Annotated in this window: 22 protein-coding genes; 8 read left to right on the top strand and 14 right to left on the bottom strand. The window is 68.7% G+C overall.

Annotated elements, in window-relative coordinates; all coding sequences use genetic code 11:
- Window positions 1-47 precede the first annotated feature (47 nt).
- From ABNX08_RS31385 to ABNX08_RS31375, 3 genes are read left to right on the top strand one after another with little or no spacing between them, the layout of a single operon-like run.
- Complete coding sequence (locus ABNX08_RS31385) at window positions 48-1,172, top strand: cytochrome P450 (protein ID WP_022539696.1); 1,125 nt, start codon at window positions 48-50, stop codon at window positions 1,170-1,172.
- 29 nt (window positions 1,173-1,201) lie between these two features.
- Complete coding sequence (locus ABNX08_RS31380) at window positions 1,202-1,558, top strand: antibiotic biosynthesis monooxygenase (RefSeq protein ID WP_022539695.1); 357 nt, start codon at window positions 1,202-1,204, stop codon at window positions 1,556-1,558.
- A gap of 11 nt (window positions 1,559-1,569) precedes the next feature.
- Window positions 1,570-2,325: a sulfite exporter TauE/SafE family protein gene (locus ABNX08_RS31375; protein ID WP_022539694.1), complete on the top strand. Its 756-nt coding sequence runs from the start codon at window positions 1,570-1,572 to the stop codon at window positions 2,323-2,325.
- A gap of 127 nt (window positions 2,326-2,452) precedes the next feature.
- Here the strand turns inward: ABNX08_RS31375 and ABNX08_RS31370 are convergent, their stop codons facing one another.
- Window positions 2,453-3,202 carry a carbonic anhydrase family protein gene (locus ABNX08_RS31370; RefSeq protein ID WP_041681861.1) on the bottom strand — a complete coding sequence of 250 codons (750 nt, stop codon included), beginning with the start codon at window positions 3,200-3,202 and terminating at the stop codon, window positions 2,453-2,455.
- Window positions 3,203-3,666: 464 nt separating this feature from the next.
- Window positions 3,667-3,876, bottom strand: coding sequence for a DUF3606 domain-containing protein (locus ABNX08_RS31365; protein ID WP_022539691.1), 210 nt, complete (start codon window positions 3,874-3,876; stop codon window positions 3,667-3,669).
- A 179-nt stretch (window positions 3,877-4,055) separates the two neighbouring features.
- Here ABNX08_RS31365 and ABNX08_RS31360 point away from each other — a divergent pair, with 179 nt between their 5' ends.
- Window positions 4,056-5,153, top strand: a complete 1,098-nt coding sequence (locus tag ABNX08_RS31360) for a PHB depolymerase family esterase (RefSeq protein WP_022539690.1) — start codon at window positions 4,056-4,058, stop codon at window positions 5,151-5,153.
- Window positions 5,154-5,261: 108 nt separating this feature from the next.
- Here the strand turns inward: ABNX08_RS31360 and ABNX08_RS31355 are convergent, their stop codons facing one another.
- Both ABNX08_RS31355 and ABNX08_RS31350 read right to left on the bottom strand, forming a co-directional pair.
- Window positions 5,262-5,576 (bottom strand): 2Fe-2S iron-sulfur cluster-binding protein, encoded by a 315-nt coding sequence (locus tag ABNX08_RS31355; protein WP_022539689.1) that lies wholly within the window; start codon window positions 5,574-5,576, stop codon window positions 5,262-5,264.
- Window positions 5,569-6,186: a YigZ family protein gene (locus ABNX08_RS31350; RefSeq protein WP_041682244.1), complete on the bottom strand. Its 618-nt coding sequence runs from the start codon at window positions 6,184-6,186 to the stop codon at window positions 5,569-5,571. The genes ABNX08_RS31355 and ABNX08_RS31350 overlap by 8 nt, the downstream gene beginning before the upstream one ends.
- A 299-nt stretch (window positions 6,187-6,485) precedes the next feature.
- On the opposite strand from ABNX08_RS31350, the gene ABNX08_RS31345 reads away from it, so the two are divergent.
- Both ABNX08_RS31345 and ABNX08_RS31340 read left to right on the top strand, forming a co-directional pair.
- The gene (locus ABNX08_RS31345; RefSeq protein WP_022539687.1) at window positions 6,486-8,474 is read left to right on the top strand and encodes a PhoX family phosphatase; all 1,989 of its coding nucleotides are present in this window, start codon (window positions 6,486-6,488) and stop codon (window positions 8,472-8,474) included.
- A 370-nt stretch (window positions 8,475-8,844) separates the two neighbouring features.
- Window positions 8,845-9,465, top strand: coding sequence for a DUF938 domain-containing protein (locus tag ABNX08_RS31340; protein WP_022539686.1), 621 nt, complete (start codon window positions 8,845-8,847; stop codon window positions 9,463-9,465).
- 58 nt (window positions 9,466-9,523) lie between these two features.
- On the opposite strand, the gene ABNX08_RS31335 is transcribed toward ABNX08_RS31340, so the two are convergent.
- A complete protein-coding gene (locus tag ABNX08_RS31335) occupies window positions 9,524-10,084 on the bottom strand; it encodes a hypothetical protein (RefSeq protein ID WP_022539685.1) in 561 nt (186 codons plus the stop codon).
- Between the two features lie 328 nt (window positions 10,085-10,412).
- Window positions 10,413-11,177: a sulfite exporter TauE/SafE family protein gene (locus ABNX08_RS31330; RefSeq protein ID WP_022539684.1), complete on the bottom strand. Its 765-nt coding sequence runs from the start codon at window positions 11,175-11,177 to the stop codon at window positions 10,413-10,415.
- Between the two features lie 178 nt (window positions 11,178-11,355).
- Between ABNX08_RS31330 and cysK the strand changes: the two genes are divergently transcribed.
- Window positions 11,356-12,273: a cysteine synthase A gene (gene cysK / locus ABNX08_RS31325; protein ID WP_022539683.1), complete on the top strand. Its 918-nt coding sequence runs from the start codon at window positions 11,356-11,358 to the stop codon at window positions 12,271-12,273.
- Between the two features lie 24 nt (window positions 12,274-12,297).
- On the opposite strand, the gene ABNX08_RS31320 is transcribed toward cysK, so the two are convergent.
- Complete coding sequence (locus tag ABNX08_RS31320) at window positions 12,298-12,786, bottom strand: GFA family protein (RefSeq protein WP_022539682.1); 489 nt, start codon at window positions 12,784-12,786, stop codon at window positions 12,298-12,300.
- Window positions 12,787-12,870: 84 nt separating this feature from the next.
- Window positions 12,871-13,533, bottom strand: coding sequence for a DNA oxidative demethylase AlkB (alkB, locus tag ABNX08_RS31315; RefSeq protein ID WP_041682242.1), 663 nt, complete (start codon window positions 13,531-13,533; stop codon window positions 12,871-12,873).
- Between the two features lie 292 nt (window positions 13,534-13,825).
- Here alkB and ABNX08_RS31310 point away from each other — a divergent pair, with 292 nt between their 5' ends.
- Window positions 13,826-13,960 carry a hypothetical protein gene (locus ABNX08_RS31310; protein ID WP_349607270.1) on the top strand — a complete coding sequence of 45 codons (135 nt, stop codon included), beginning with the start codon at window positions 13,826-13,828 and terminating at the stop codon, window positions 13,958-13,960.
- Between the two features lie 92 nt (window positions 13,961-14,052).
- Here ABNX08_RS31310 and ABNX08_RS31305 read toward each other — a convergent pair whose 3' ends face one another.
- From ABNX08_RS31305 to fliF, 6 genes are read right to left on the bottom strand one after another with little or no spacing between them, the layout of a single operon-like run.
- On the bottom strand, window positions 14,053-15,465 hold the full coding sequence (locus tag ABNX08_RS31305; protein ID WP_022539679.1) for a flagellar hook-length control protein FliK: 1,413 nt from the start codon (window positions 15,463-15,465) through the stop codon (window positions 14,053-14,055).
- Between the two features lie 23 nt (window positions 15,466-15,488).
- Complete coding sequence (fliJ, locus tag ABNX08_RS31300; RefSeq protein ID WP_022539678.1) at window positions 15,489-15,941, bottom strand: flagellar export protein FliJ; 453 nt, start codon at window positions 15,939-15,941, stop codon at window positions 15,489-15,491.
- Entirely contained in the window at window positions 15,919-17,397 is a 1,479-nt protein-coding gene (gene fliI, locus ABNX08_RS31295) for a flagellar protein export ATPase FliI (RefSeq protein WP_022539677.1), read from the bottom strand. Before fliI ends, fliJ begins: the two co-directional genes overlap by 23 nt.
- Window positions 17,390-18,196 carry a flagellar assembly protein FliH gene (fliH, locus tag ABNX08_RS31290; RefSeq protein WP_041681860.1) on the bottom strand — a complete coding sequence of 269 codons (807 nt, stop codon included), beginning with the start codon at window positions 18,194-18,196 and terminating at the stop codon, window positions 17,390-17,392. The genes fliI and fliH overlap by 8 nt, the downstream gene beginning before the upstream one ends.
- Complete coding sequence (gene fliG, locus ABNX08_RS31285) at window positions 18,183-19,193, bottom strand: flagellar motor switch protein FliG (RefSeq protein ID WP_022539675.1); 1,011 nt, start codon at window positions 19,191-19,193, stop codon at window positions 18,183-18,185. The genes fliH and fliG overlap by 14 nt, the downstream gene beginning before the upstream one ends.
- Window positions 19,180-20,898: a flagellar basal-body MS-ring/collar protein FliF gene (gene fliF, locus ABNX08_RS31280; protein WP_022539674.1), complete on the bottom strand. Its 1,719-nt coding sequence runs from the start codon at window positions 20,896-20,898 to the stop codon at window positions 19,180-19,182. Before fliF ends, fliG begins: the two co-directional genes overlap by 14 nt.
- Between the last annotated feature and the right edge of the window lie 27 nt (window positions 20,899-20,925).

Here is a 20,925-nt window from a genome sequence, read left to right as displayed (position 1 = left end):
CGCGCACGCGGCAAACTGGCAGCACATTCAGCCCCCAATGTGCCGCCATGCTGACAGCCACCCTGCCCGATACCGGGATCGACCCGCTCAGCGCCGTCATCCATCCCGACCCCTATCCGTATTACCGGGAGTTGGCCGCCCGCCGGCCATTCTTCCGCGACGAGCGCCTCGGCCTGTGGGTCGCCGCCGGCCCGCGTGAAGTGGCGGCAGTGCTGGCCCATCCCGACTGCCGCGTACGCCCGCCCGCGCAGCCGGTGCCGCCCGCGCTGGCCGGCACCGCTGCCGGCGACCTGTTCGGCCGGCTGATCCGGATGAACGATGGCGCTGCCCATGCGCCGCTGAAGCAGATCCTGATGCCGATGCTGGCAGGCATCGACCCGGCCGCCGCGGCCCTGCGTGCGGCGGCGATGGCAACGGTGATCGATGCCGGCGCTGCCACCGGCACGCCCGGAGAGCGCGTCAACCGCTGGCTCTTCACCTTGCCTGTGGTGACCGTGGCCGACCTGCTCGGTTTGCCCGTTGCCGAAGGCGACGGGGCGACGGCGGTTGCGCAGCGCGTAGCGGCCTTCGCCGCCGCGCAGTCGCCACTGGCCGATGCGCACACCGTGCGCGCCGGTGCGGAGGCCGCGCAATGGCTGGGCGCATGGCTGGCCGATACCACGCCCGGCGACGGTCCGCTGCCGGCGCTGCATCAGGCCGCGCACGCCGCCGGCATCGATGCGCAGGCTGTCGCCGCCAACACCATCGGCCTGCTGGTACAGGCCTGCGAAGCCACCGCCGCGCTGGCCGGCAACACGCTGCTGCGGCTGGGCCGCGGCGCGTCGGACCTCGCGCTGCAAGCCGTGGTCGCCCGGGTCGCGCAAGACGATCCGCCGGTGCAGAATACGCGCCGCTTCCTCGCCGCCGATGCGCAGCTATGCGGCCATGCCGTCAAGGCGGGCGATGCCGTGCTGGTCCTGCTGGCGGCGGCATCGTGCAGCGGCCTCGCCGGCGGTGCACGCCCATGGACCTTCGGCCACGGCCGCCACGCCTGCCCCGGCGAGCGGCTGGCGCAGGCGCTGGCCGCCGCCACGGTCGCGGCGCTGCTGGAGCGCGGCGCCGATCCCGCAGCGCTGGCGCAGGCTTTCCGCTATCGTCCGTCGCTGAACGCGCGCATGCCGCACTTCCTCTGAGCCCAACAACGCAATCACCGGAGACCCTCATGATCGCCATCATCTTCGAAGTCGAGCCCGCACCGGGCCGCAAGGACACCTACCTGGACATCGCCGCGCACCTGCGCCCCGAACTCGAGGCCATCGACGGCTTTATCTCGGTGGAGCGCTTCCAGAGCCTGACCAACCCCGGCAAGATGCTGTCGCTGTCATTCTTCCGCGACGAGGCCGCCGTGATCGCCTGGCGCAATACGCTGGCGCACCGCCAGGCGCAGGCCGCCGGGCGCGGCGGCGTGTTCGCCGGCTACCGGCTGCGCGTGGCGCAGGTGCTGCGCGACTACGGCATGAACGAGCGCGACGAGGCGCCCGCCGACAGCCGCGCCGTGCACGATCACAAGGCAGGCTGAAGGGGGCAGCGATGACGATCGAAACAATCGGCACGCAAGCCGCCTTTATTGGCCTGACCTTCCTGCTCGCCGGTTTCGTCAAAGGCGTGGTGGGTCTGGGCCTGCCTACGGTCGCGGTGGGCATGCTGGGGCTGGTGATGCCGCCCGCGCAGGCCGCCGCGCTGCTGGTGGCGCCGTCGATGGTGACCAACGTGGTGCAGCTGGTCAGCGGCCCGCGCTTCGGCCTGCTGGTGCTGCGGCTGTGGCCGATGCTGGTGGCGATCTGTGCCGGTACGTGGCTGTGCGCGGCGCTGGTGCCGGCGGGCATGATGACCCATGCGACCCCGGCGCTCGGCGTGGCACTGGTGCTGTATGCGGTGGTGGGGCTCGCCGCTGTGAAGCTGGTGGTGCCGGCGCACGCGGAACGCTGGATGGGCCCGCTGGTCGGGCTGGTCACCGGCGCGATCACGGCGGTGACGGGCGTGTTCGTGATCCCGGCCGTGCCTTACCTCCAGGGCCTCGGACTTGAAAGGGAAAGCCTGGTGCAGGCGCTGGGTCTGTCGTTCACCGTGTCGACCATCGCGCTGGCGGTGAGCCTGGCGCTGGGCGGTTCGCTGCTGCATATGCCGGTGCTGGGCGCCTCGGTGCTGGCGCTGGCGCCCGCGCTGGGCGGCATGTTCATTGGCCAGTGGCTGCGCCACCGGATCAGTGCTGAGCGTTTCCGCAAGCTGTTTTTCTGTGGCCTGCTGGTGTTGGGTGGAGAGCTGGCGATGCGCGGGTTGTCGTGAGCGCGGCAGTCCCCGCATGGCATCAGACTGCGGGCAAACTTGCACGCTGCTGGCTTGCTCCCTCTCCCGCGAGCGGGAGAGGGAGCACCCAAGGCGGTAACCCATCGGGTCAGTATCAGGCGGCCACTTACTGCCCCGCCTGCACCACGCGCCCGTTCAGCGGCTGTACCGGCCGCGCATTCATCCGGTACAGCTGGCGGAATGCCGCCAGCTGCGCCGGCGAGATTTCCACCGGCGTCTTCAGCACCTGCCAGCGCACATCCTCGCTGCACGGCGGCGTGGTCAGCGAGCCGGTGAAGGCCCAGTAGGACTGCTGCGCCGGCAGCAGCGCGGCCACATCCAGCTGCGCGGCCAGCTCGCGCGACTCGCCGGCCTTGCCCGGCAGGCTGGCAAAGACCGGCTTGAGCGCGGCGTTCTCGCGGCCGGACTTGAACAGCACCGCCACCACCGCGAGCTTGCCTTCGGCGTTCTGGTGCACCAGGTGCGCCACCAGCGGATAGGTCTTGCCGTTGATCTTCTCTTCGCTGGGCGTGTGGAAGTGGAACTGCAGCAGCTTGTAGGGCACGCCGTCGAGTTCGATCTGCCCCGCGGCGGGCAGGTTGACCTGGACGGTATGGCCGTTGTTGACCACGGTGGCCGGCGCCGCGGCATAGGCAAAGCCGATCGGCTTCAGGTCCGCGCGCTTGGCCTTGCCGGTGCGGATATCGATCGGGGACTGGTGCTTGCCCAGCGCGCAGGTCTTGTAGCCCGCGTCGAGTTCGGCCCAGTGCGGTGCGCCGGTGGGCCCGGTGTAGCTCCAGTGTGGTTCGTTGCCTGCCCACGCGGCAGGGGCGAGCAGGGCTGCACAGATGGTGAAAGTCGGCAGCTTGATGGTCATGTCGATGCGTCCTCGTGTAGGTGACCCCATGTTTTCCGATGCCCCGGTCGGTCTGGTCTTCGTGCCAGGTCGTCGCCCCGGGCCCGAAATCATGCAGCAAAACCGCTGCCCGGCGAACATTGCATTGCTGAATTCCGGTCTGCATTGCGCTTATCTCTGGTATGGCCGGGATGCGCGCGGCAGCAACCCGCAGCCGGGGCTGACACCGGCGGCTGCCGATACGCTCGACGTGGCTTCGCTGAGGCGGCCGGCTACAGCGTGGTCAGGTGGACGGTCAATGACAGCGCATCGCGCAGCAAGACGCCGGACGACAGCGAGTTTGTCCAGATCCGCCTGCCGAAGGCGCTCAACCTCGCGCGCTGAGGCTTGCGGCCCTGGCGTCGGGCAAAGACCTTCGCCGTCGTTCCCGCTCGCGCGGGAACGACGGGTAGCAGGGTTGGGAGGTTGGCAGGGGTTGAGGGGACTTAATGGGGCCGCATTCCGGCCTGGTAGCCCGGGTTTTCTTCCAGCTGCGCACGCACCGCGGCGATATGGTCGCCGGCGGCATCGACGGCGTGTTCCAGATCGTCCTGGCTGCAGCCCAGCTCGCGGCACCAGTACTGCACTTCAAGCGGATCCATCAGGTTGACGCGGCCCGGATCCAAAGGCCTGAACTGGCTTGTTGCATCGATCATGCTTGCCTCCTGTCCGTGCCTCGGGGCGACACGGCCATTGCATTGTAGGCAGTCATCCGGCGCGCGTTGCATGCAACCTGGAGACTTTTCCGCATTCCCCCCTCAAACGCCTCGTCTGCCTCGCACCCTTCGCGACTCGGCATATGATGCACGGGTTACCCATGCCGACAGGACGCCGCATGCCCCGCTCTTCCGGCGCGAGACTCTGGTCCACGCTGAACAAGACCGCTACCCGCAACGCCCGCCGCATGCAGCGCGCGGTCAACAAGAATTTCACCAAGCCGATGACCGAGGCCATCGTGCGCAACGCGGTGAAGCAATCCGCTGTGGTCACGGCCGCCACCCAGCGCGCGCTGACCGGCGTGGTCTCACCCGTGCAGGCCCCGGAGAGCCGCGGCAGCGGACGCTGGGAGGAGGGCGCTTGGGGCGGGCCGCTGACGCCGCGGCGCTATCGCATCTTCGTGCCGGCCGGCGCCACCGCCTCGCATCGCGCCCCCATGCTGGTGCTGCTGCATGGCTGCGGCCAGGACGCCGCGAGCTTTGCCGCGGTCACGCGTGCCGCCGCAGTGGCGCGCGAATCCGGCTGGGTGGTGTTGCTGCCGGAACAAAGCTCGCAGGCCAACGCGCAGCGTTGCTGGAACTGGTTCCGCCCTTCGGTGCAGGGCGCTGCCGAGGCGGGGCAGCTGATGGGACTGATCGATAACGCCTGCCGCAGGCATCCGGTCGCGCCCGACCGCATCAGCGTGCTGGGCCTGTCCGCGGGCGGTGCGATGGCGCTGATGCTCGGGCTGCGCTACCCGGAGCGCATTGCCGCGGTGGGTTCGCATTCCGGCGCGGTGCCCTGGAGCGCAGCCAATGCCGCGCAGGCGACGCGCGCGATGCGCGGACAGCGCGGGCCCGATGCGCAGGCCATGCAGGCCATGCGCGTGGGGCTGGCCGGGCGCCGCCCGCCGCCGCTGTTGCTGCTGCACGGCGATGCCGATGGCGTGGTCGACTTCAGCAACGCCACCGCGACCGCAGCGATGTGGATGAACCTGCAGCCGGAAGGGGCGCACCCGCTAACCGGCGTGCCAGCGCGGCGCATCCAGCGCGGGATGCGGCGGGCGGTGGATGTGTTCGACTGGACGGCGAGCAAGTGGCCTTACGTGCGCCTGGTGCGGATCGAGGGGATGGGGCATGCCTGGAGCGGCGGGGCTGGCGGGCATGCGTTTTCCGATCCGGCGGGGCCGGATGGGTTGAAGATGGCGCTGCGGTTTTTTCTGGCGGCTGGGGGGTGAGGGGCTCGGATTCATGGCCGGCCTCGGCCAGGTGCCGGACGACTTCGATCAGATGGGGTACGAAATCTGGCGCACGCCAGGCTGACCGATTCCACGAGCCGCTTCGCGCTAACCCAGCGTCACCGGCTCAATCACCACATCACTCTCCGCACAGGCCACGCACGGCAGGATCAAGCCTTCCTCCTTCTCATCCAGGCTTAGCCCCGGCCATTCGATCCGGTAGCGGATCGTCCCCGCGTGCAGCCGGCTGGCACAGGCGCGACAGGTCCCATTGCGGCAGGAGTTGGGCAAGGCCACGCCTTCAAGTAGCGCGGCTTCGAGCAAGCTCAGCGCCGCAGGCGCGGTGAAGCTCACGTCGCCCGGTAGCACCCGTGCGGTAAATTCCGCGCCCTCGTCCGAATCCACCGTCTCTCCCTCAGCCATGCGCACCATCCTCCGCTTGCGGAAACTGGGCACGGCCATGCGTCGCGTCGCGCAGCGCGTCGCGAGCCGCGTCGACCTGGGTGGCAGGTAGCCGAATGACCAGGGTGGCCATTACGCCATAGGCGGTGTCGGCCAGCGTGCAGCCATGCTGCGCTTCCTGCTCGATCCAGCGCCGCACGCGCGGCTCGTCGGCATAGTCCACCGCCACCACCAGCGTGCCATAAGCGATGCGCTCGACACGTTCGGCCGACTTCAGCGCCGCCGCGATGGCATCGGTGTAAGCGCGCACCAACCCGCCAGCCCCCAGCTTGACGCCGCCGTAGTAGCGCACCACCGCAGCCAGCACGCCGTCGAGGTCATGGTGGCGCAGCACCTCCAGGATCGGCCGTCCCGCCGTGCCGGAGGGCTCGCCGTCATCGGACATGCCCGACGCGCCGCCAGCAAGCAGCGCCCAGCACACGTGCGTGGCGGTCGGATGCTCGGTGCGCAGCGCCTGGAGCGCGGCCATCGCGGCCTCCCGGTCGGCCACCGGCAGCGCCAGCGCCAGGAAGCGGCTCTTGCGGATTTCGATCTCGGCCTGGACGGGGTTGGCTAGCGTGTAGGTTGGCAAGCGGAGGGAATGGAAGGCAGGAGAAACGGCGGCGGCCGGCACTCGGTTTCCGCGCCTGTGGGGCCGCGGAAGGCAAACGGGGAGTGTACCGCAGCGGCCGCCATGTCATCGCAGGGCGCCCGGCGATTTTGTGTTGCATCGTCAACCTGGTGTCATATACGCGCCATACGATCCGCAGCGGACGAGCGCAATGCCGCCCGCCGCCCGCCTGTGCCAACAGGTGCCCGGCCGCCTTCGCGGCTGGCCGGAGCGATCACGCAGTCAAAAACCAAATCCATCCTTTTCCCCGGATCAAGAAAATGCATGAACAACCTGATGTTGGCCGCCGCAAGGCGCTGAAACTCCTGGCCGGCGCGCCGATGCTGCCGCTTGGCTTCGCTTCGGCCGGGCTGCTGGCAGGCTGCGGCGGTGGCAACGACGCCGTTGCCGCACCCGCTCCCGCCCCGGCGTCTGCCGCCACCTTCACCACGGCAGAGTTCGTCCCGATGAGCGCGCCCACGCTGGCCGACGCGGCAGCCATGGCGACCACCACCGTGGGTTCGAGCCTGAAGGTGTCGTTCAGCGACGGCAGCAGCCAGACCTACAAGCTCGCCTACCAGCCGTTCTTCGTCACCGGCGACACGCTCTCCGACGGCAAGGGCGGCACCATCGTCGCCGGCGGCTACTACGACATCAACAACAAGCCGATCATGGATACCTCCGTGGCCGGCAAGGAACGCCAGTTCTTCTCCGACGCGCCGGACGGCAGCTCGCTGCTGACCGTGGCCAACCCGACCGTGGCCGGGGTCAAGGGCAACACCGTGTTCGCCGTGGTGCAGTTCGAGTACACCACGCGCAACCAGAACAACGTCAGCATGTACGGCCTGCTGCCGTCGCCGATCGCCATCGTGACGCTGGACCAGGACCCCGCCACCGGCAAGCTGACCCCGGTGAAGTACCACAACGTCGATACCGCGGACGTCAACGGCCTGTGGATCACCTGCGGCGCCAGCCTGTCGCCGTGGAACACCCATCTGTCGAGCGAGGAGTACGAGACCGACCTGATGGACGTCAACGCCGTCAAGCAGCTGCAGGGCTACAGCCAGAACCTGTACGGCGACCCGGCCCGCGCCAACGCCTACAACTACGGCCACCTGCCGGAAGTCACGGTCAACCCGGACGGCACCGGCACCATCAAGAAGCACTACTGCCTGGGCCGCATCTCGCACGAGCTGGTGCAGGTGATGCCCGACGAGCGCACCGTGCTGATGGGCGACGACGCCACCAACGGCGGCCTGTTCCTGTTTATCGCCGACAAGGCGCGCGACCTGTCCAGTGGCTCGCTGTACGTGGCCAAGTGGCACCAGACCTCGGGCGTGGGCCCGGGCAGCGCCACGCTGTCATGGATCAAGCTCGGCAGCGCCACCAGCGCCGAGATCCGCGCGCTGGTCGACGGCGGTATCAGGCTGGCCGACATCATGGACGTCAAGACCGCCGATCCGTCCGATACCAGCTACACGCGCATCCTGTACAACGGCAAGCCCAACTGGGTGAAGCTCGTGCCGGGCATGGAAAAGGCCGCGGCCTGCCTGGAAACCCACCGCTACGCCGCGCTGGTCGGCGGCAGCCTGGGTTTTACCAAGATGGAAGGCACCACGGTCAACATCAAGGACAAGAAGGCCTACTCGGCGATGTCGCGCATCGAGGCGAGCATGCTCATGGGCAATGCCGCCAACGCCGGCGATATCCAGGTCGAAGGCCCGTACTCGGGCGCCGTCTATGAGCTGAACCTGAAGGGCGGCCAGGCCGACAAGAACGGCGCTGCGATGAACAGCGAATGGGTGCCGGTCGACATGGCCGCCGTGCCCGCGCTGGTCTCCGAGGACCTCGGCGGCGGCAAGATGAAGCAGCAGGATGCGCTCGGCAACTTCGCCAATCCGGACAAGGTCGCCACCCCGGACAACCTGAAGTTCTCGGAAAAACTGCGCACGCTGTTTGTCGGTGAGGACAGCAACACCCACGTCAACAACTTCCTGTGGGCCTACAACGTCGATACCAGGACGCTCAGCCGCGTGCTGTCGTGCCCGGCCGGCGCCGAGTCCACCGGCCTGCATGCGGTCGATGAGATCAACGGCTGGACCTACATCATGAGCAACTTCCAGCACGTCGGGGACTGGGAGTCGCCGCTGCATGACATCGTCAAGCCCATGCTGGATCCGCTGGTGCGGGCCAACTACAAGGACCGGTTCGGCTCGGCGGTGGGGTACCTGACAGGGGATCCGACCGGGGTGAAGCTGGCGAAGGCCTGAAAGCGCAACGAAGTTCGGATGTGAAAGCGGCGGGCATTTGCCTGCCGCTTTCTATTCGGAGGCGGTCAGCCCGCTTCCGTCGCATCCACCCGCATGCCCAGTGCGGCCAGCTTGCGGTACTGTCGCCGTCTTGCGGCGACGACGCGGCTACCCCGTGGCCGAGCAGAACTGGCCCAGCCGCCGGATCGCCGAAGCGCCCGGAGGCGCGGTGGTGGGGAGGTCTTCGTCGCCGAAGTACGAACGCGTGATCTACCGCATCCCGGCACACCGTTGACGCGGTGCGGCAAGACTCCGCCATCGCTCTGCGCTTGGCCGCCTTTGCGCCCCGACTCTGCTACGCTAGTCATTCCCCCGCATTGCTCTCGTTCCCATGACTGACCAGACCCGAGATCCCGACGCACGCCGCATGGCGCCCGCCACCGAGCGCAACCGCGAGCCGATCCTGGCAGTGCTGCGCAATGTGCTGCCCGCCAGCGGCACGGTATTGGAAGTCGCCAGCGGCACCGGCCAGCATGCCGTGTACTTTGCCGCCGCACTCCCCGGCCTGACCTGGCAACCGAGCGATCCCGATGCTGCCGCGCGCGAGTCGATCGCCGCGTGGACCGCGCATGCGGGCGTGGCCAACGTACGTCCGCCGCTGGCGCTCGACGTGTGCCGGCAGCCGTGGGGCATCGACGCTGCCGCCGCGGTGGTCTGTATCAACATGATCCATATTTCGCCATGGGCCGCGGCCGAGGCGCTCTTTGCCGGCGCCGGCAAGCTGCTGGGCCCGGGCGGGGTGCTGTACCTTTACGGTCCCTACCGCCGCGGCGGTGCGCATACCGCGCCCAGCAACGCGGCCTTCGACGCGCAGCTGCGCGCCACGGATCCGGACTGGGGCGTGCGCGACATGGAGGATGTGATCGCACTGGGCGCGGCGCAAGGCATGCGCTGCGACGAGCCGGTGCCGATGCCGGCCAACAACTTCAGCCTGGTGTTCTACGTCAAATAGAATCAGATAGGTACCGTTTTTTTGCAGTGGCGGTTCGGGTCCCGCGTGACGTGGGAACTTACCGAGCCGGGCTGCAACTCGCACCAGCGCAAGCATATTCGCGGATCATGCCTCCCATGCAGTTCACGCGATACATGTCGCCGGCTTCACTGCTTGCGACCAGCAGCGCGGCACCGACCGGCATGCACATGTCCCGATTGGCCAGAGCCTCCACACTGTGTGAGTGCGGGCCGGGGCGGGGCGTAGGGAGTACGGGTTTCGGCAGGGCTGATGCAGGAGCTGCAGCGGCTCGCGTTTCCACGCCGCAGCCGCGCTGCACACTTAATGCCTGCAGGTCGTGCATGCGCGCCGTGGCGCTCTCTGTGGCCGCGCTCTGTTCCATCACATTGCCGATCCCAAAGTCGCCCAGGAAGGCGAGGACCGACCGGCCGTCGAACTGGCTTTCCCTGTCCACATGCTGTATGAAGCCGTTGACCTTGGCTTGCTCCAGCGCGATCTCGCGGCAGCTCAGAGTTTGTCGTTCGAAATCTGTCACCGTCCCCTGACGCCCATAATGCTTCGTCGCGCAGCCTTGCGCAGCAATCAGACAAATGCCGATCGCCAAAATTGATCTTTTCATGGCTCCCTCCCCCGTCGTTGTTCCGGAAAGGGTAGGCCCGTGAACTCTTGCCTTCATATCCGCCAGAAGAATGAGTCCTATGAACCCTTGCCCTGGACACGGGCCTCGAACTTATTTCTACAGACTAAGTAATAGTCGTGGCGCAGGTCATACACCAGATGGTTGATGTGATAGGGCAAGCCGGATGACCACCAACCGTGCAAGATACGGCCAGCAAAAGTGATGAATCTACGATACCGCCGCCCGGCCGGTAACGGAGGAAGACCGCGCAAGCAGCGCAGCGCTAGCGCTCTCAGCCTGGTGTTCCGCAAGTAAGCCGCGGCGCGCTTCAGCCGCGCACCAGCATCACGATAGCCGTCGCGATCAGGCACACGGCGAACGCGGCGCGCAGGCGCCGCTCCGGCATCCGGTGCGCCAGCGCCACGCCCCACGAGATCGTCAGCATGCCGCCCAGCGACAGCGGAATGCCGCTGGCCCAGTCGACGTGGCCCGCGTGCGCATAGGTGGCCAGCGCGACCACCGCCCCCGGCGTTACCAGTGCCAGCGCCAGCCCTTGCGCCGCCGCCTGGCGCAGCCCGAACAAGCCCACTAGCGCCGGCGCGGCCACCACGCCGCCGCCCACGCTGAAGAACCCCGAGAACGCGCCGCCGACCACGCCCACCAGCGGGATCCAGCGCGGCGACACGCGCGCCTGCTGCGCCGTGATGGCACGACCCGGCAGCAGGCGCCACAGGAAGTACAGCGCCAGCCCGATCATGAACACGGCAAAGACGCGCCGCAGCAGCTGCGCATCCATCGCGGTGGCGGCACGCGCCGACAGCCAGGTCGCCAGCACCGCCGACAATCCCAGCACCACCGCGGTACGCAAGGCGATGTCCGCGCGCTTGCGGTATTGCCAGAAGCCGATCACCACATTGGGCGCGATCATCACCAGCGCGGTCCCCTGCGCCAGCTGCTGGTCCATGCCGTAGAGCAGCCCCAGCGCGGGAATCGCGATCAGCCCGCCGCCGATGCCGAACAGCCCGCCCACGGCGCCCAGCAGACCACCAAGTCCGAAGATCAGCAGGGAAGACAGCAGGAAATGTGCAGACATTGCGGGAACGGCGGTGATGCGAGGGGAAGAGGGAAGAAGCGAATGCGGGGCGAACGAGGACGCGCGGGCGGGCTCAATCATACGCGAGCAGGCCACGCGGCGTATTGCACTAGAATCGTCCGATCATTCGAGCCACGCAGCGACACAGCCGTGCCGCCGCACCTCTCACGGAGAAGACATGAAGGTAGAGAACATCCTGCAGACCATCGGCAATACCCCGCATATCCGCATCAACCGCCTGTTCGGCAACAGCCATGAGGTCTGGATCAAGTCCGAGCGCAGCAATCCCGGCGCTTCGATCAAGGACCGCATCGCGCTGTCGATGGTGGAGGACGCGGAGCGCCGCGGCGTGCTCAAGCCGGGCGGGACCATCATCGAGCCGACCTCGGGCAACACCGGCATCGGCCTGGCCATGGTCGCGGCCGTGAAGGGCTACAAGCTGGTGCTGGTGATGCCCGACAGCATGTCGGTCGAGCGCCGCCGCCTGATGCTGGCCTACGGCGCCACCTTCGACCTGACGCCGCGCGAGAAGGGCATGAAGGGCGCGATCGCGCGCGCCGAGGAACTGGTCGCCGCCACGCCGGGCGCATGGATGCCGCAGCAGTTCGAGAACCCGGCCAACGTCGACGTGCACGCGCGCACCACTGCGCAGGAAATCCTGAACGACTTCCCCGAGGGGCTGGATGTGCTGATCACCGGGGTCGGCACCGGCGGCCACCTGACCGGCTGCGCCAAGGTGCTGAAGGACAAGTGGCCGCAGCTCATGGTCTATGGCGTCGAGCCGGTGGCCTCGCCGGTGATCTCCGGCGGCGCGCCGGCGCCGCACCCGATCCAGGGCATCGGCGCGGGCTTTATTCCGAAGAACCTCGATACCTCGCTGCTCGACGGCGTGATCCAGGTCGATGCCGAACCCGCGCGCGAGATGGCACGCCGCTGCGCCCGCGAAGAAGGCATCCTGGTCGGCATCTCCTCCGGCGCCACGCTGGCCGCGATCGCGCAGAAGCTGCCCGAACTGCCGGCCAATGCGCGCGTGCTGGGCTTCAACTACGACACCGGCGAGCGCTACCTGACGGTGGAAGGGTTCCTGCCGGCGTAAGCGCCCGAGCGCCTCGACCTCGATTCAGCGCGACAGCAATCCGTGCCGCTTGTGCCAGTCGACCAGCGATTCATCGGGCCATGTCGCGCAATGCACGTGCCCCTTGCCCTTGGGCACATCGACCCACGGCGCCGCAGAATCCAGCCCCGCCTCCACCACCTCCGGCGGGCGCGGCAGCGGCGTGTCGATGGCAGACGCATGCGGATACACGAGGTCCGGCCAGCGCGGGTCCCACAGCCACAGCGCGCTGCCGCACTTCACGCAGAAATGCCGCTGCGCCGGCGAACGCCGCGCGCGCTTGCCCGGCTCGCGCATCACCGCCTGGTAGATGCCCAGATGCTTGCGGCCGCGCACGCGCAGGGTGGCAGCGTCGCCGCCGAGATTGATCGCATAGCCGCCGCCCCCGGCCGTCTTGCGGCAGATCGAGCAATAGCAATGCATGTACGGGTAGGGGGAATCGGCTTCGAGCGAGAATTGGATGGCGCCGCAATGGCAGGAGCCGTCGAGATGCATGGTGTGGGCCTTTGCGCGGTGGCGGTCTGGACAGTCCCTTGACTGTAGAAAACCGTGCGCAAAGTGCAAAGCTGGCGACGACCGCTACAACGCCTTGCGGAATGTCAGGTTGATGCGCAGCCGCCCCAGCAGCGGATGGTCGCCGTCGGCCAGCGGCGCCACGCCGTGAAACGCCAGCCGCGACGGCCCGCCCCATACCACCACGTCGCCATGTGCCAGCCGCACGCGCTGCGGACGATCGGCGCGGCGCATGCCGCCGAACAGGAAGATGGCGGGCAGCCCCAGCGACACCGAGACGATGGGCGCGTTGAAATCGCGCTCGTCGCGGTCCTGGTGCAGCGACAGGCGAGTACCGGGTTCGTAGCGGTTGATCAGGCAGGCGTCTGGTTCGAAGCCGGCAAAGCCGGCCTGCGCCGCCGCAGTAGTGGCCAGCTGGCGGAAGCTTGCCGGCATCTCCGGCCACGGCTGTCCGCTGAGCGGGTCGATCGGGTCATAGCGATAGCCGCGGGCGTCCGAGACCCAGCCGGCGTGGCCGCAGTTGGTCATGGCCACAGACATTTTCAGGCCGCCGGGCGTGATCATGTGGCGCCAGGGGGCGGCGGTGGCGATGGCCTGCACGTCTGCGAGCAGCGATTCGGCGTTGGGACGGGCAACGCCGCGCAGGACGACGGCGCCATCGGCGAGGGGCTCGGAGGTCAGTGTGGCGGGGGCGGCGTCGTCGAGGTTGTCGAAGAGGTCGAAAGTCATGGGGCAGGGGCCGGAGGCGCTGGCAGCGGCAATCCCTTGCATTGTCCTCCTTGCCTGCCCAAGTATGCAGGCATGTCAGCTGACGGTTATTTCCAGTCGCTTGCCCAGCACGCGAAAGGCGGCTTCGACGGTATCGAGCCTGGTTGTATGCCGAAGGTGCGGATAGCAGCGTCCAAATGCACGTGTCGCCACAAAAACCCGGCGCTGCGAACGGGGTTATCGGGGTTTATACTTATGATACTGAATTGCCGAATTTCGCCGGCCGGCGGCCAGCTGCCCGGTCCCCCGCATCATGAAACGCCTCCTCGCCTACAGCCTCGTCACCTGGCTTGCCGCCGCCGTCCTGATCGTCGGTGGCGATTCGCCGGCCATGATTGCGCTGAGCGGCGTGGTCGCGCTGGGCGGGTTTGACCTGCTGCGCCCCTGATCGACCGGAAACGCCATAAGAAAAGGCCGCCTGCAAGGCGGCCTTGTTGCATCTCCCGTGCGGCAAAACCATGCGCCGTCCCGGGGGCGCCATCAGGCGAACGTATCAATCTCCCCACGCCCTGGCGTCCGCGCCGGCCGCACGGTCGCGGTAGCCGGAGCCGCCGCGGGCTCGGCAGCGGCCAACACCCCGGCACCAAATCCCGCCTGCCCCCGCCCATTCCCCGGCGACTGCTGTTGCTGCCCATTCCCCGCCTGGCTGGCGAAGCCGTCGGACCCCACTGAAGTCTGGCCGAGCTGGATCCCGTTTTCCGACAGCGCGGTGCGCAGATGCGGCAGGGCCGCTTCCACCGCGGCACGCACCGCCTGGTGCGGCGAGACGAACTGCGCCTGCGCCTGGTCGTTGACCACGTTAAGCACCACCTTCAGCGGCCCGAGGTCGGGCGGGTTCAGTTGCAGCTCGGCGCTTTGCTGGCCTTGCGTGCTCAGCCGGATCATCTGCTGGCCGAGGGCCTGGGGCCACTGGCTGTCGTACAGCGGCGGTGCGACCACGGGGCGGCTGGCAGCTGCGACCGCGGCGGCGGAAGCTGACGGGGTCTGCTGGCCGGCCAGCGTGGCCGCCAGCGCGGGCGTGCTGTCGGCGCTGGCCGTCGCGGTCGTGGTCTCGCCGGTGCGGGCGGCGGCCTGCGCGGCGGCAAACGGTGCCGCGGCGGGCTTTGCGTCCTGAGTGGCCGCAAGCGGATCGGCGCGCTGCTGGCCGATACCGCTGTCCGGGCGCTGGCCTGCAGACTGCCCGCCAGTGTCCCGCTGCGCGTCCAGGGCGGCGCCAGGCACGGCCTGCGGCGCGGCGGCCGGCGTCTTGCCGTCGGTTCCTGCCGCGGCGTTGCCCTGCATGGCCGCGCGCTGCGAGGCGATGGTGGCCAGTGTGTCGGCGACGGAGGGCTGGGCGGGCCTGGCTTCGGCGGTGACCCCCTGCAGCGTGTCCGGCAGCTTCGTGACGGCAGGCTGCATGGCGTCGGATTGCGTGTCCGGGGCGGCAGCGGCGGTCGGCTGCGTGGCGCCAGCCAGTGCGGCGTGCAGCGCGGCGCTGCTGCCCGCGTCGCCAACACCGCCGACGGCGCCTGCAGTCGACGGAGCCGGCGTGGCCGGCAGCAGCATAGCCAGTGCGGCGGCAGCGGCTGCGTCGGTGGGCGCGGCGGCGGTGGTGTCGTCTTCGTCCTTGTCCTCGCTGCCGTGCGTGTGAGGTTTGGTGGTCGAGGCCGCCTGCTGCGGCTTGCCGGCGTCGGCAGGCGCCGGCTGGGCGGCGGCCGGCTTGCTGTCGCTGGCGGCGCCCTTGTCCTGCGCAGCGGTGTCCTTTGCGGCCGGCGCCGGAGTTTGCGGCTTGCTGGCTTCGCGTGCGCGCGTCAGCGCGTCGCCGAATCCGCCGGCGGCGGTATCTGCCGCGGCGCGTCGGTTCGCATCGGCGGCATTGGCGGCGCTGCTGACAATCTGGCTGATATCGATCATGTGGTCTGTAAAACGGTCCGGGCTTAGCTGAGCCGGCTGGCCGTGGTGCGGGCCAGGCGGGCGGCGTATTCGTCGGTGGCGCGCTGCTCGCGGCGCGCGGCGACCTGTTCTTCCTTGGCCTCGGCGCGCGCGATCAGCGTGTCGAAGGAGTTCAGGCGGCGCTTCTGGTGCTGCCAGTGGTTGCGCCCGGCCAGCAGGTCGGCCTCGGCCTTGGCCAGCGCAGCGGTCTGCTGGCGGATGGCGTGGTCGAGCGAATCGAGAAAGCGCGAGAAATCCTGCCAGCGGCTGGAGGTCATGCCCTCGGCCGCCACGACCTGCATGCGCGCGCGGTATTCCTGCCGGTATTGCGTGAGCTGGTTGAGCTGTTGCTCGGCTTGCGTGCGCAGGCCCTGCAGCCGGCCCAGTTCCCGCGCCGCGGCGTCGGTGTCGTTCTGGGCGAGGTCCGCCAGGGTATTAAGCGGTGAATGCTTGACCATGTTCACTCCTGTCGAAGAGGCTGTGCAGGTGGGCAATGGCGTCGTCGTAGCCGGCGCGTTCGTGGATGTCCTGCTGCAGGAAGGCTTCCATGCGCGGGTGCAGGCGGATCGCCAGGTCCAGCTCCGGGTCGTTGCCCGGCACGTAGGCGCCCACGCTGATCAGGTCGCGGTTGCGCTGGTAGCGCGACATCAGCTGCTTGAAGCGGCGCACCGAGCCGAACTGCTGGTTCGGGATCAGCGCGGTCATGGCGCGGCTGATCGATGCTTCCACGTCGATGGCCGGGTAGTGGCCGGCCTCTGCCAGGCTGCGCGACAGCACGATATGGCCGTCCAGGATGGCGCGCGCGGAATCGGCGATCGGGTCCTGCTGGTCATCGCCTTCGGTCAGCACCGTGTAGAACGCGGTGATCGAGCCGCCGCCTTCGGGGCCGTTGCCGGTGCGCTCGACCAGCGTCGGCAGCTTGGCAAAGACCGAAGGCGGATAGCCCTTGGTCGCCGGCGGCTCGCCAATGGCCAGCGCGATCTCGCGCTGTGCCATGGCGTAGCGCGTGAGCGAATCCATGATCAGCAGCACATGCTGGCCCTGGTCGCGGAAATACTCGGCCAGGCGCGTGGCGTAGGCCGCGCCCTGCATGCGCAGCAGCGGCGAGGTATCCGCCGGCGCGGCCACCACCACCGAACGCGCGCGGCCCTCGGGGCCGAGGATGTTCTCGATGAATTCCTTCACTTCTCGGCCGCGCTCGCCGATCAGGCCGACCACGATCACGTCGGCGCTGGTGTAGCGCGCCATCATGCCGAGCAGCACGCTCTTGCCCACGCCGGAGCCCGCAAACAGCCCCATGCGCTGGCCGCGTCCCACGGTCAGCATGCCGTTGATGGCCCGCACGCCGGTATCGAGCACGGTCTCGATCGGGGCCCGCATCAGCGGGTTGATCTGTTCGCCGGCCAGCGGCACTTCCAACGCGGCGGTGAGCGGGCCGAGGCCGTCTAGCGGACGGCCAGCCGCATCGAGCACGCGGCCGAGCAGGCCCGCGCCGACCGGCAAGCGCTTGGAGCCCGGCTCGCGCGGCATGGCCGCACCAGCCGGTTGCGGCGACGGCTCGAGCGGATAGACACGCGCGCCAGGCAGCAAACCGACCACATCGGATTGCGGCATCAAGTACAGACGATCCGCACCAAAACCAACGACTTCCGCTTCCGCGGTACGCGGGGCGTTGCTGTCGGTAGTGAATTGCCCTGCAGGCAATTCGATCAGGCAGTCGCTGCCCACCGGCATGCGCAGGCCCACGGCTTCGAGCACCAGGCCCGCGGCGCGGGTCAGGCGACCGCAGCTGCGCTTGCTGTCGAGTCCGGCGATGCCGGCGGATGCCGTGTTCAGCGCGCCGATCCAGCGTTGCGTATGCGGGATTGCGGCGCTATCCGGCGCGGTCGTATCGTGCGCGGCGGTGTCAGGCATGCGGCGGCTCCCACCGGTCGTCGCGGCCCAGCGCCTTGACCACGCGCGTCCAGCGCGTGGGCAGCGTGGCATCGCGCTCGCCGCTGGCGGCGCTGGCGGTGCAGCCGCCGCGCGCCACCGTCGGATCGGCGCGCACGGTCCATCCGGCAGCTTGCAGTTCGCCGTGCAGGTGGGTTTCCACAAGCGCCACGTCGTCGGGATGGAGCAGCAGGCTGGGCGAGCCGCACAGCGCGGGCTCGCTGGCCAGCAGCTCGCGCACTGCCGGCAGCAGCACGTCAGGGTTCTCCGCCACGGCGCTGCGCACCAGCTGGCGCGCCACGTCCAGCGCCAGCGACACCAGCGCTCGCGAAACCTGATCGTCCACGCCATTGAGCGCGCCGCGGAAGTTCGCGGCCAGCGCCTGCAGCTGCGCGGCCTCGTTACGGGCGGCTTCCAGCCCGCGGGCATAGCCCTCGCGATGGCCGTCGCCATAGCCCTGCGTCTGGCCCTGGGTGTAGCCCTGGGCATAGCCTTCCTTGCGCGCGCCTTCGCGCATCGCATCGAGGGCCTCGAAGTCGACCGGCGGCGGCGCGGGCTCGGCCGGTACCAGCGGCATCATCTCGGGTGGCTCGCTCTCGCGCGGATCGAGCGAGCCCATCTGCCAGCGCTGCCAGCCGGCCGCGCCACCGCGCGCACGGCGCGGGGGCTCGAACGGCGCAAAGCCGCCGGGATCGGCGGCAGCGGCTCCGCCGGCTCCGCCGGCAAGGGATTCGCCGCGCAGCGCGTGGCGTGCGGCCGAGCCGCGCTCAGACATAGGCATCGTCGCCTCCGCCGATCTGGACTTCGCCCGCATCCGCCAGGCGTCTTACCACCTGCAGGATGGCCTTCTGCTCGGCCTCGACCTGCGACACGCGCACCGGACCCAGCGCTTCCAGGTCCTCGCGCAGCATCTCGCCGGCACGGGTCGACATATTGCGGATGAACTTGTCGCGCAGCTCCTGCGGCGCGCCCTTGAGCGCGACGATGAGCGATTCGGTGGCGATTTCCTTGAGCACGCGCTGGATGCCGCGGTCGTCGACCTCCAGCAGGTTCTCGAACAGGAACATCTCGTCGATGATCTTCTGCGCCAGGTCGCCGTCGTGCAGGCGCACGCCGTCGATCACGGCTTCTTCGTGCGCGGTGCTCATCAGGTTGATGATCTCCGCGGCCGTACGTACGCCGCCCATGCGGCTGCGCTTCAGGCTCTGGCCCGCCAGCAGCTTGGTCAGCACGTCGGTCAGTTCCTGCAGCGCGCCCGGCTGCACGCCGCCGAAGGTGGCGATACGCAGGATCACGTCGTTGCGCAGGCGGTCGGTGAACAGCGCCAGCACCTCGGACGACTTCTGGCGGTCCAGGTGGATCAGGATGGTGGCGATGATCTGCGGGTGTTCGTCGCGGATCAGCTCGGCGATCGCAGTCGAATCCATCCAGTTCAGCGAGTCGATGCCGCCGCCCGGATCGCGCGATTCCAGGATGTCCTCGATCACCGACTGCGCGCGTTCCTCGCCCAGCGCCTTGTTCAGCACGCTGCGGATAAAGGCGCTGGAATCGACGTTCAGCGCCAGGTACTGCTCGGTCTCGGAGCGGAACTCGCCCAGCACCCCGGCCATTTCCTCGCGGGTGACCGAGCTGAGCGTGGCCATGGCCGAGCCCAGTTCCTGCACCTCGCGTTGCGACAGGTGCTTGAATACCTCGGCCGCGGCGTCCTCGCCGATCGCCATCATCAGGATGGCGCTCTTCTGCAGGCCCGATTCGGAGATGGCTTTAGCGGTTGTCATTGGAAATCCAGTTCTTGATCACGCTGGCGACCAGTCGCGGGTCACGCTGGGCGGCGTCGCGCACCAGCGCGAGGTCGCTTTCGTACTTGGCGGCGAGTCGCAGGACTTCCGGATTGGCCGGCTCTTCCGGCGGCAGCAGCACCGCCTCCATTTCGTCCCTGGCTTCCGGTGCCGGCAGCGGCGGCGTGGTGTAGCGGCGCAGGATCGGGCGCGCCACCTTGAACCATACGAACAGCGCCAGCAGCGTCAGCAGCAGGTAGCCTGCGCCGGTCTTGGCAAGATCGATCATTTCAGGCTGTTTCCACAGCGGCACCTCGGGCGTAACGGCCTCGCGGTCTGCGGTGAACGGGCTGTTGACTACGTTGATGGAGTCGCCGCGGTCAGCGGAGAACCCCATCGCTTCCTTGGTCAGGTTCTGGATCTGCGCCAGCAATGCCGGCGGCAGCGGCTGCGCGACGAGCTTGCCCTTGGCGTCGGCCATCTGGCGGTAGTTCACCACTACCGCCACCGACAGGCGGCGCACGCCACCCGGTGCCTGCTGCACGTGGCGCACGCTGCGGTCCAGCTCGTAGTTGACGGTGGAGTCGCGGCGGTTGCTGCTCGGGCCGCTCGATGCGGTCGCGGCCGCGCCTTGCGCGGCCTGGCCTTGCCCTTGCTGGCCCGGCTGCCCGGCCACCGGCGCTCCCGCCTGTCCAGGCGCCTGGCCCGCCCGCGGCGTCTGCGGCGTGGTCACCGGCGCGACGGCGGCAGCGGGCGGCTGGTTCGACAGCGCGCCGGGCACGCCGCCCGGGGGGGTCGCGCCCTGCTGGGTCGACTCGCTGGTCTGCTGGCTACGGATCGCCGTGCGAGTGGGATCCTGGTTGGGCTTGTAGCTCTCGTCGGTGTGCTCGACGATGGAGAAATCGACGTCGGCGGTGACCTGTGCACGCACATTGTCCTTGCCGACGATCGGCGTCAGGATCGCTTCGATGCGCTTCAGGTAGTTCTGTTCCAGCGCATTGACATACTTGAGCTGGGTGGCGTCGAGCATGCGCTCGTTGCCGGTATTCGACAGCAGGTTGCCGTGCTGGTCGACGATCGAGATCGACTTGGGCGTCAGTTCCGGCACGCTCGACGACACCAGGTGGCTGATCGCCGCGACCTGGCCTTCATCGATGGCGCGGCCCGGGTGCAGCTGCAGCACGATCGACGCGGTCGGCTTCTGGCGCTCGCGCACGAACAGCGTCGGCTTGGGAATGGCCAGGTGCACGCGGGCCGACTGCACCGCGGCGATGGATTCGATCGAGCGTGCCAGCTCGCCTTCGAGCCCGCGCTGGTAGTTGACCTGCTCGGCAAACTGGCTGATGCCGAACTTCTGGTTGTCCATCAGTTCCATGCCAGTCGTGCCGCTCTTGGGCAGGCCCTGCGACGCCAGGCGCAGGCGGATTTCGTGGACCTTCTCGGCCGGCACCATCACCGCACCGCCGCCTTCGGCGAACTTGTACGGCACGTTCATCTGCTGCAGCGACAGCAGCACCGCGCCGCCATCGCGCTCGGACAGGTTGCTGTACAGCACCTTGTAGTCTGGGCTGCGCGACCACAGTACGCCCACGGCGATGGCCGCGGCCAGCGCGGCGCCGGCCAGCATCAGCGGCAGCTTCGGGTTGGCCTTCAGGCGCTCCAGCACCTCGGCCGAGCGCCCGGGCAGCGCCACTGCCGCGGTCATGCGCGTGCTCCTGTGCCGCGATGGTCG

The sequence above is a fragment of the Cupriavidus sp. DF5525 genome, from assembly GCF_040149425.2.
In the GTDB taxonomy this organism is placed as follows: Bacteria; Pseudomonadota; Gammaproteobacteria; order Burkholderiales; family Burkholderiaceae; genus Cupriavidus; species Cupriavidus pickettii_A.
This window is presented reverse-complemented; position numbering and strand designations above follow the sequence as displayed.

Bases quoted from the DNA above. Each gene is read 5' to 3' on its own strand.
- ABNX08_RS31385 (WP_022539696.1), top strand. From the start codon at position 48: ATGCTGACAGCCACCCTGCCCGATACCGGGATCGACCCGCTCAGCGCC.
- ABNX08_RS31380 (WP_022539695.1), top strand. From the start codon at position 1,202: ATGATCGCCATCATCTTCGAAGTCGAGCCCGCACCGGGCCGCAAGGAC.
- ABNX08_RS31375 (WP_022539694.1), top strand. From the start codon at position 1,570: ATGACGATCGAAACAATCGGCACGCAAGCCGCCTTTATTGGCCTGACC.
- ABNX08_RS31370 (WP_041681861.1), bottom strand. From the start codon at position 3,202: ATGACCATCAAGCTGCCGACTTTCACCATCTGTGCAGCCCTGCTCGCC.
- ABNX08_RS31365 (WP_022539691.1), bottom strand. From the start codon at position 3,876: ATGATCGATGCAACAAGCCAGTTCAGGCCTTTGGATCCGGGCCGCGTC.
- ABNX08_RS31360 (WP_022539690.1), top strand. From the start codon at position 4,056: ATGCCCCGCTCTTCCGGCGCGAGACTCTGGTCCACGCTGAACAAGACC.
- ABNX08_RS31355 (WP_022539689.1), bottom strand. From the start codon at position 5,576: ATGGCTGAGGGAGAGACGGTGGATTCGGACGAGGGCGCGGAATTTACC.
- ABNX08_RS31345 (WP_022539687.1), top strand. From the start codon at position 6,486: ATGCATGAACAACCTGATGTTGGCCGCCGCAAGGCGCTGAAACTCCTG.
- ABNX08_RS31340 (WP_022539686.1), top strand. From the start codon at position 8,845: ATGACTGACCAGACCCGAGATCCCGACGCACGCCGCATGGCGCCCGCC.
- ABNX08_RS31335 (WP_022539685.1), bottom strand. From the start codon at position 10,084: ATGAAAAGATCAATTTTGGCGATCGGCATTTGTCTGATTGCTGCGCAA.
- ABNX08_RS31330 (WP_022539684.1), bottom strand. From the start codon at position 11,177: ATGTCTGCACATTTCCTGCTGTCTTCCCTGCTGATCTTCGGACTTGGT.
- cysK (WP_022539683.1), top strand. From the start codon at position 11,356: ATGAAGGTAGAGAACATCCTGCAGACCATCGGCAATACCCCGCATATC.
- ABNX08_RS31320 (WP_022539682.1), bottom strand. From the start codon at position 12,786: ATGCATCTCGACGGCTCCTGCCATTGCGGCGCCATCCAATTCTCGCTC.
- alkB (WP_041682242.1), bottom strand. From the start codon at position 13,533: ATGACTTTCGACCTCTTCGACAACCTCGACGACGCCGCCCCCGCCACA.
- ABNX08_RS31310 (WP_349607270.1), top strand. From the start codon at position 13,826: ATGAAACGCCTCCTCGCCTACAGCCTCGTCACCTGGCTTGCCGCCGCC.
- ABNX08_RS31305 (WP_022539679.1), bottom strand. From the start codon at position 15,465: ATGATCGATATCAGCCAGATTGTCAGCAGCGCCGCCAATGCCGCCGAT.
- fliJ (WP_022539678.1), bottom strand. From the start codon at position 15,941: ATGGTCAAGCATTCACCGCTTAATACCCTGGCGGACCTCGCCCAGAAC.
- fliI (WP_022539677.1), bottom strand. From the start codon at position 17,397: ATGCCTGACACCGCCGCGCACGATACGACCGCGCCGGATAGCGCCGCA.
- fliH (WP_041681860.1), bottom strand. From the start codon at position 18,196: ATGCCTATGTCTGAGCGCGGCTCGGCCGCACGCCACGCGCTGCGCGGC.
- fliG (WP_022539675.1), bottom strand. From the start codon at position 19,193: ATGACAACCGCTAAAGCCATCTCCGAATCGGGCCTGCAGAAGAGCGCC.
- fliF (WP_022539674.1), bottom strand. From the start codon at position 20,898: ATGACCGCGGCAGTGGCGCTGCCCGGGCGCTCGGCCGAGGTGCTGGAG.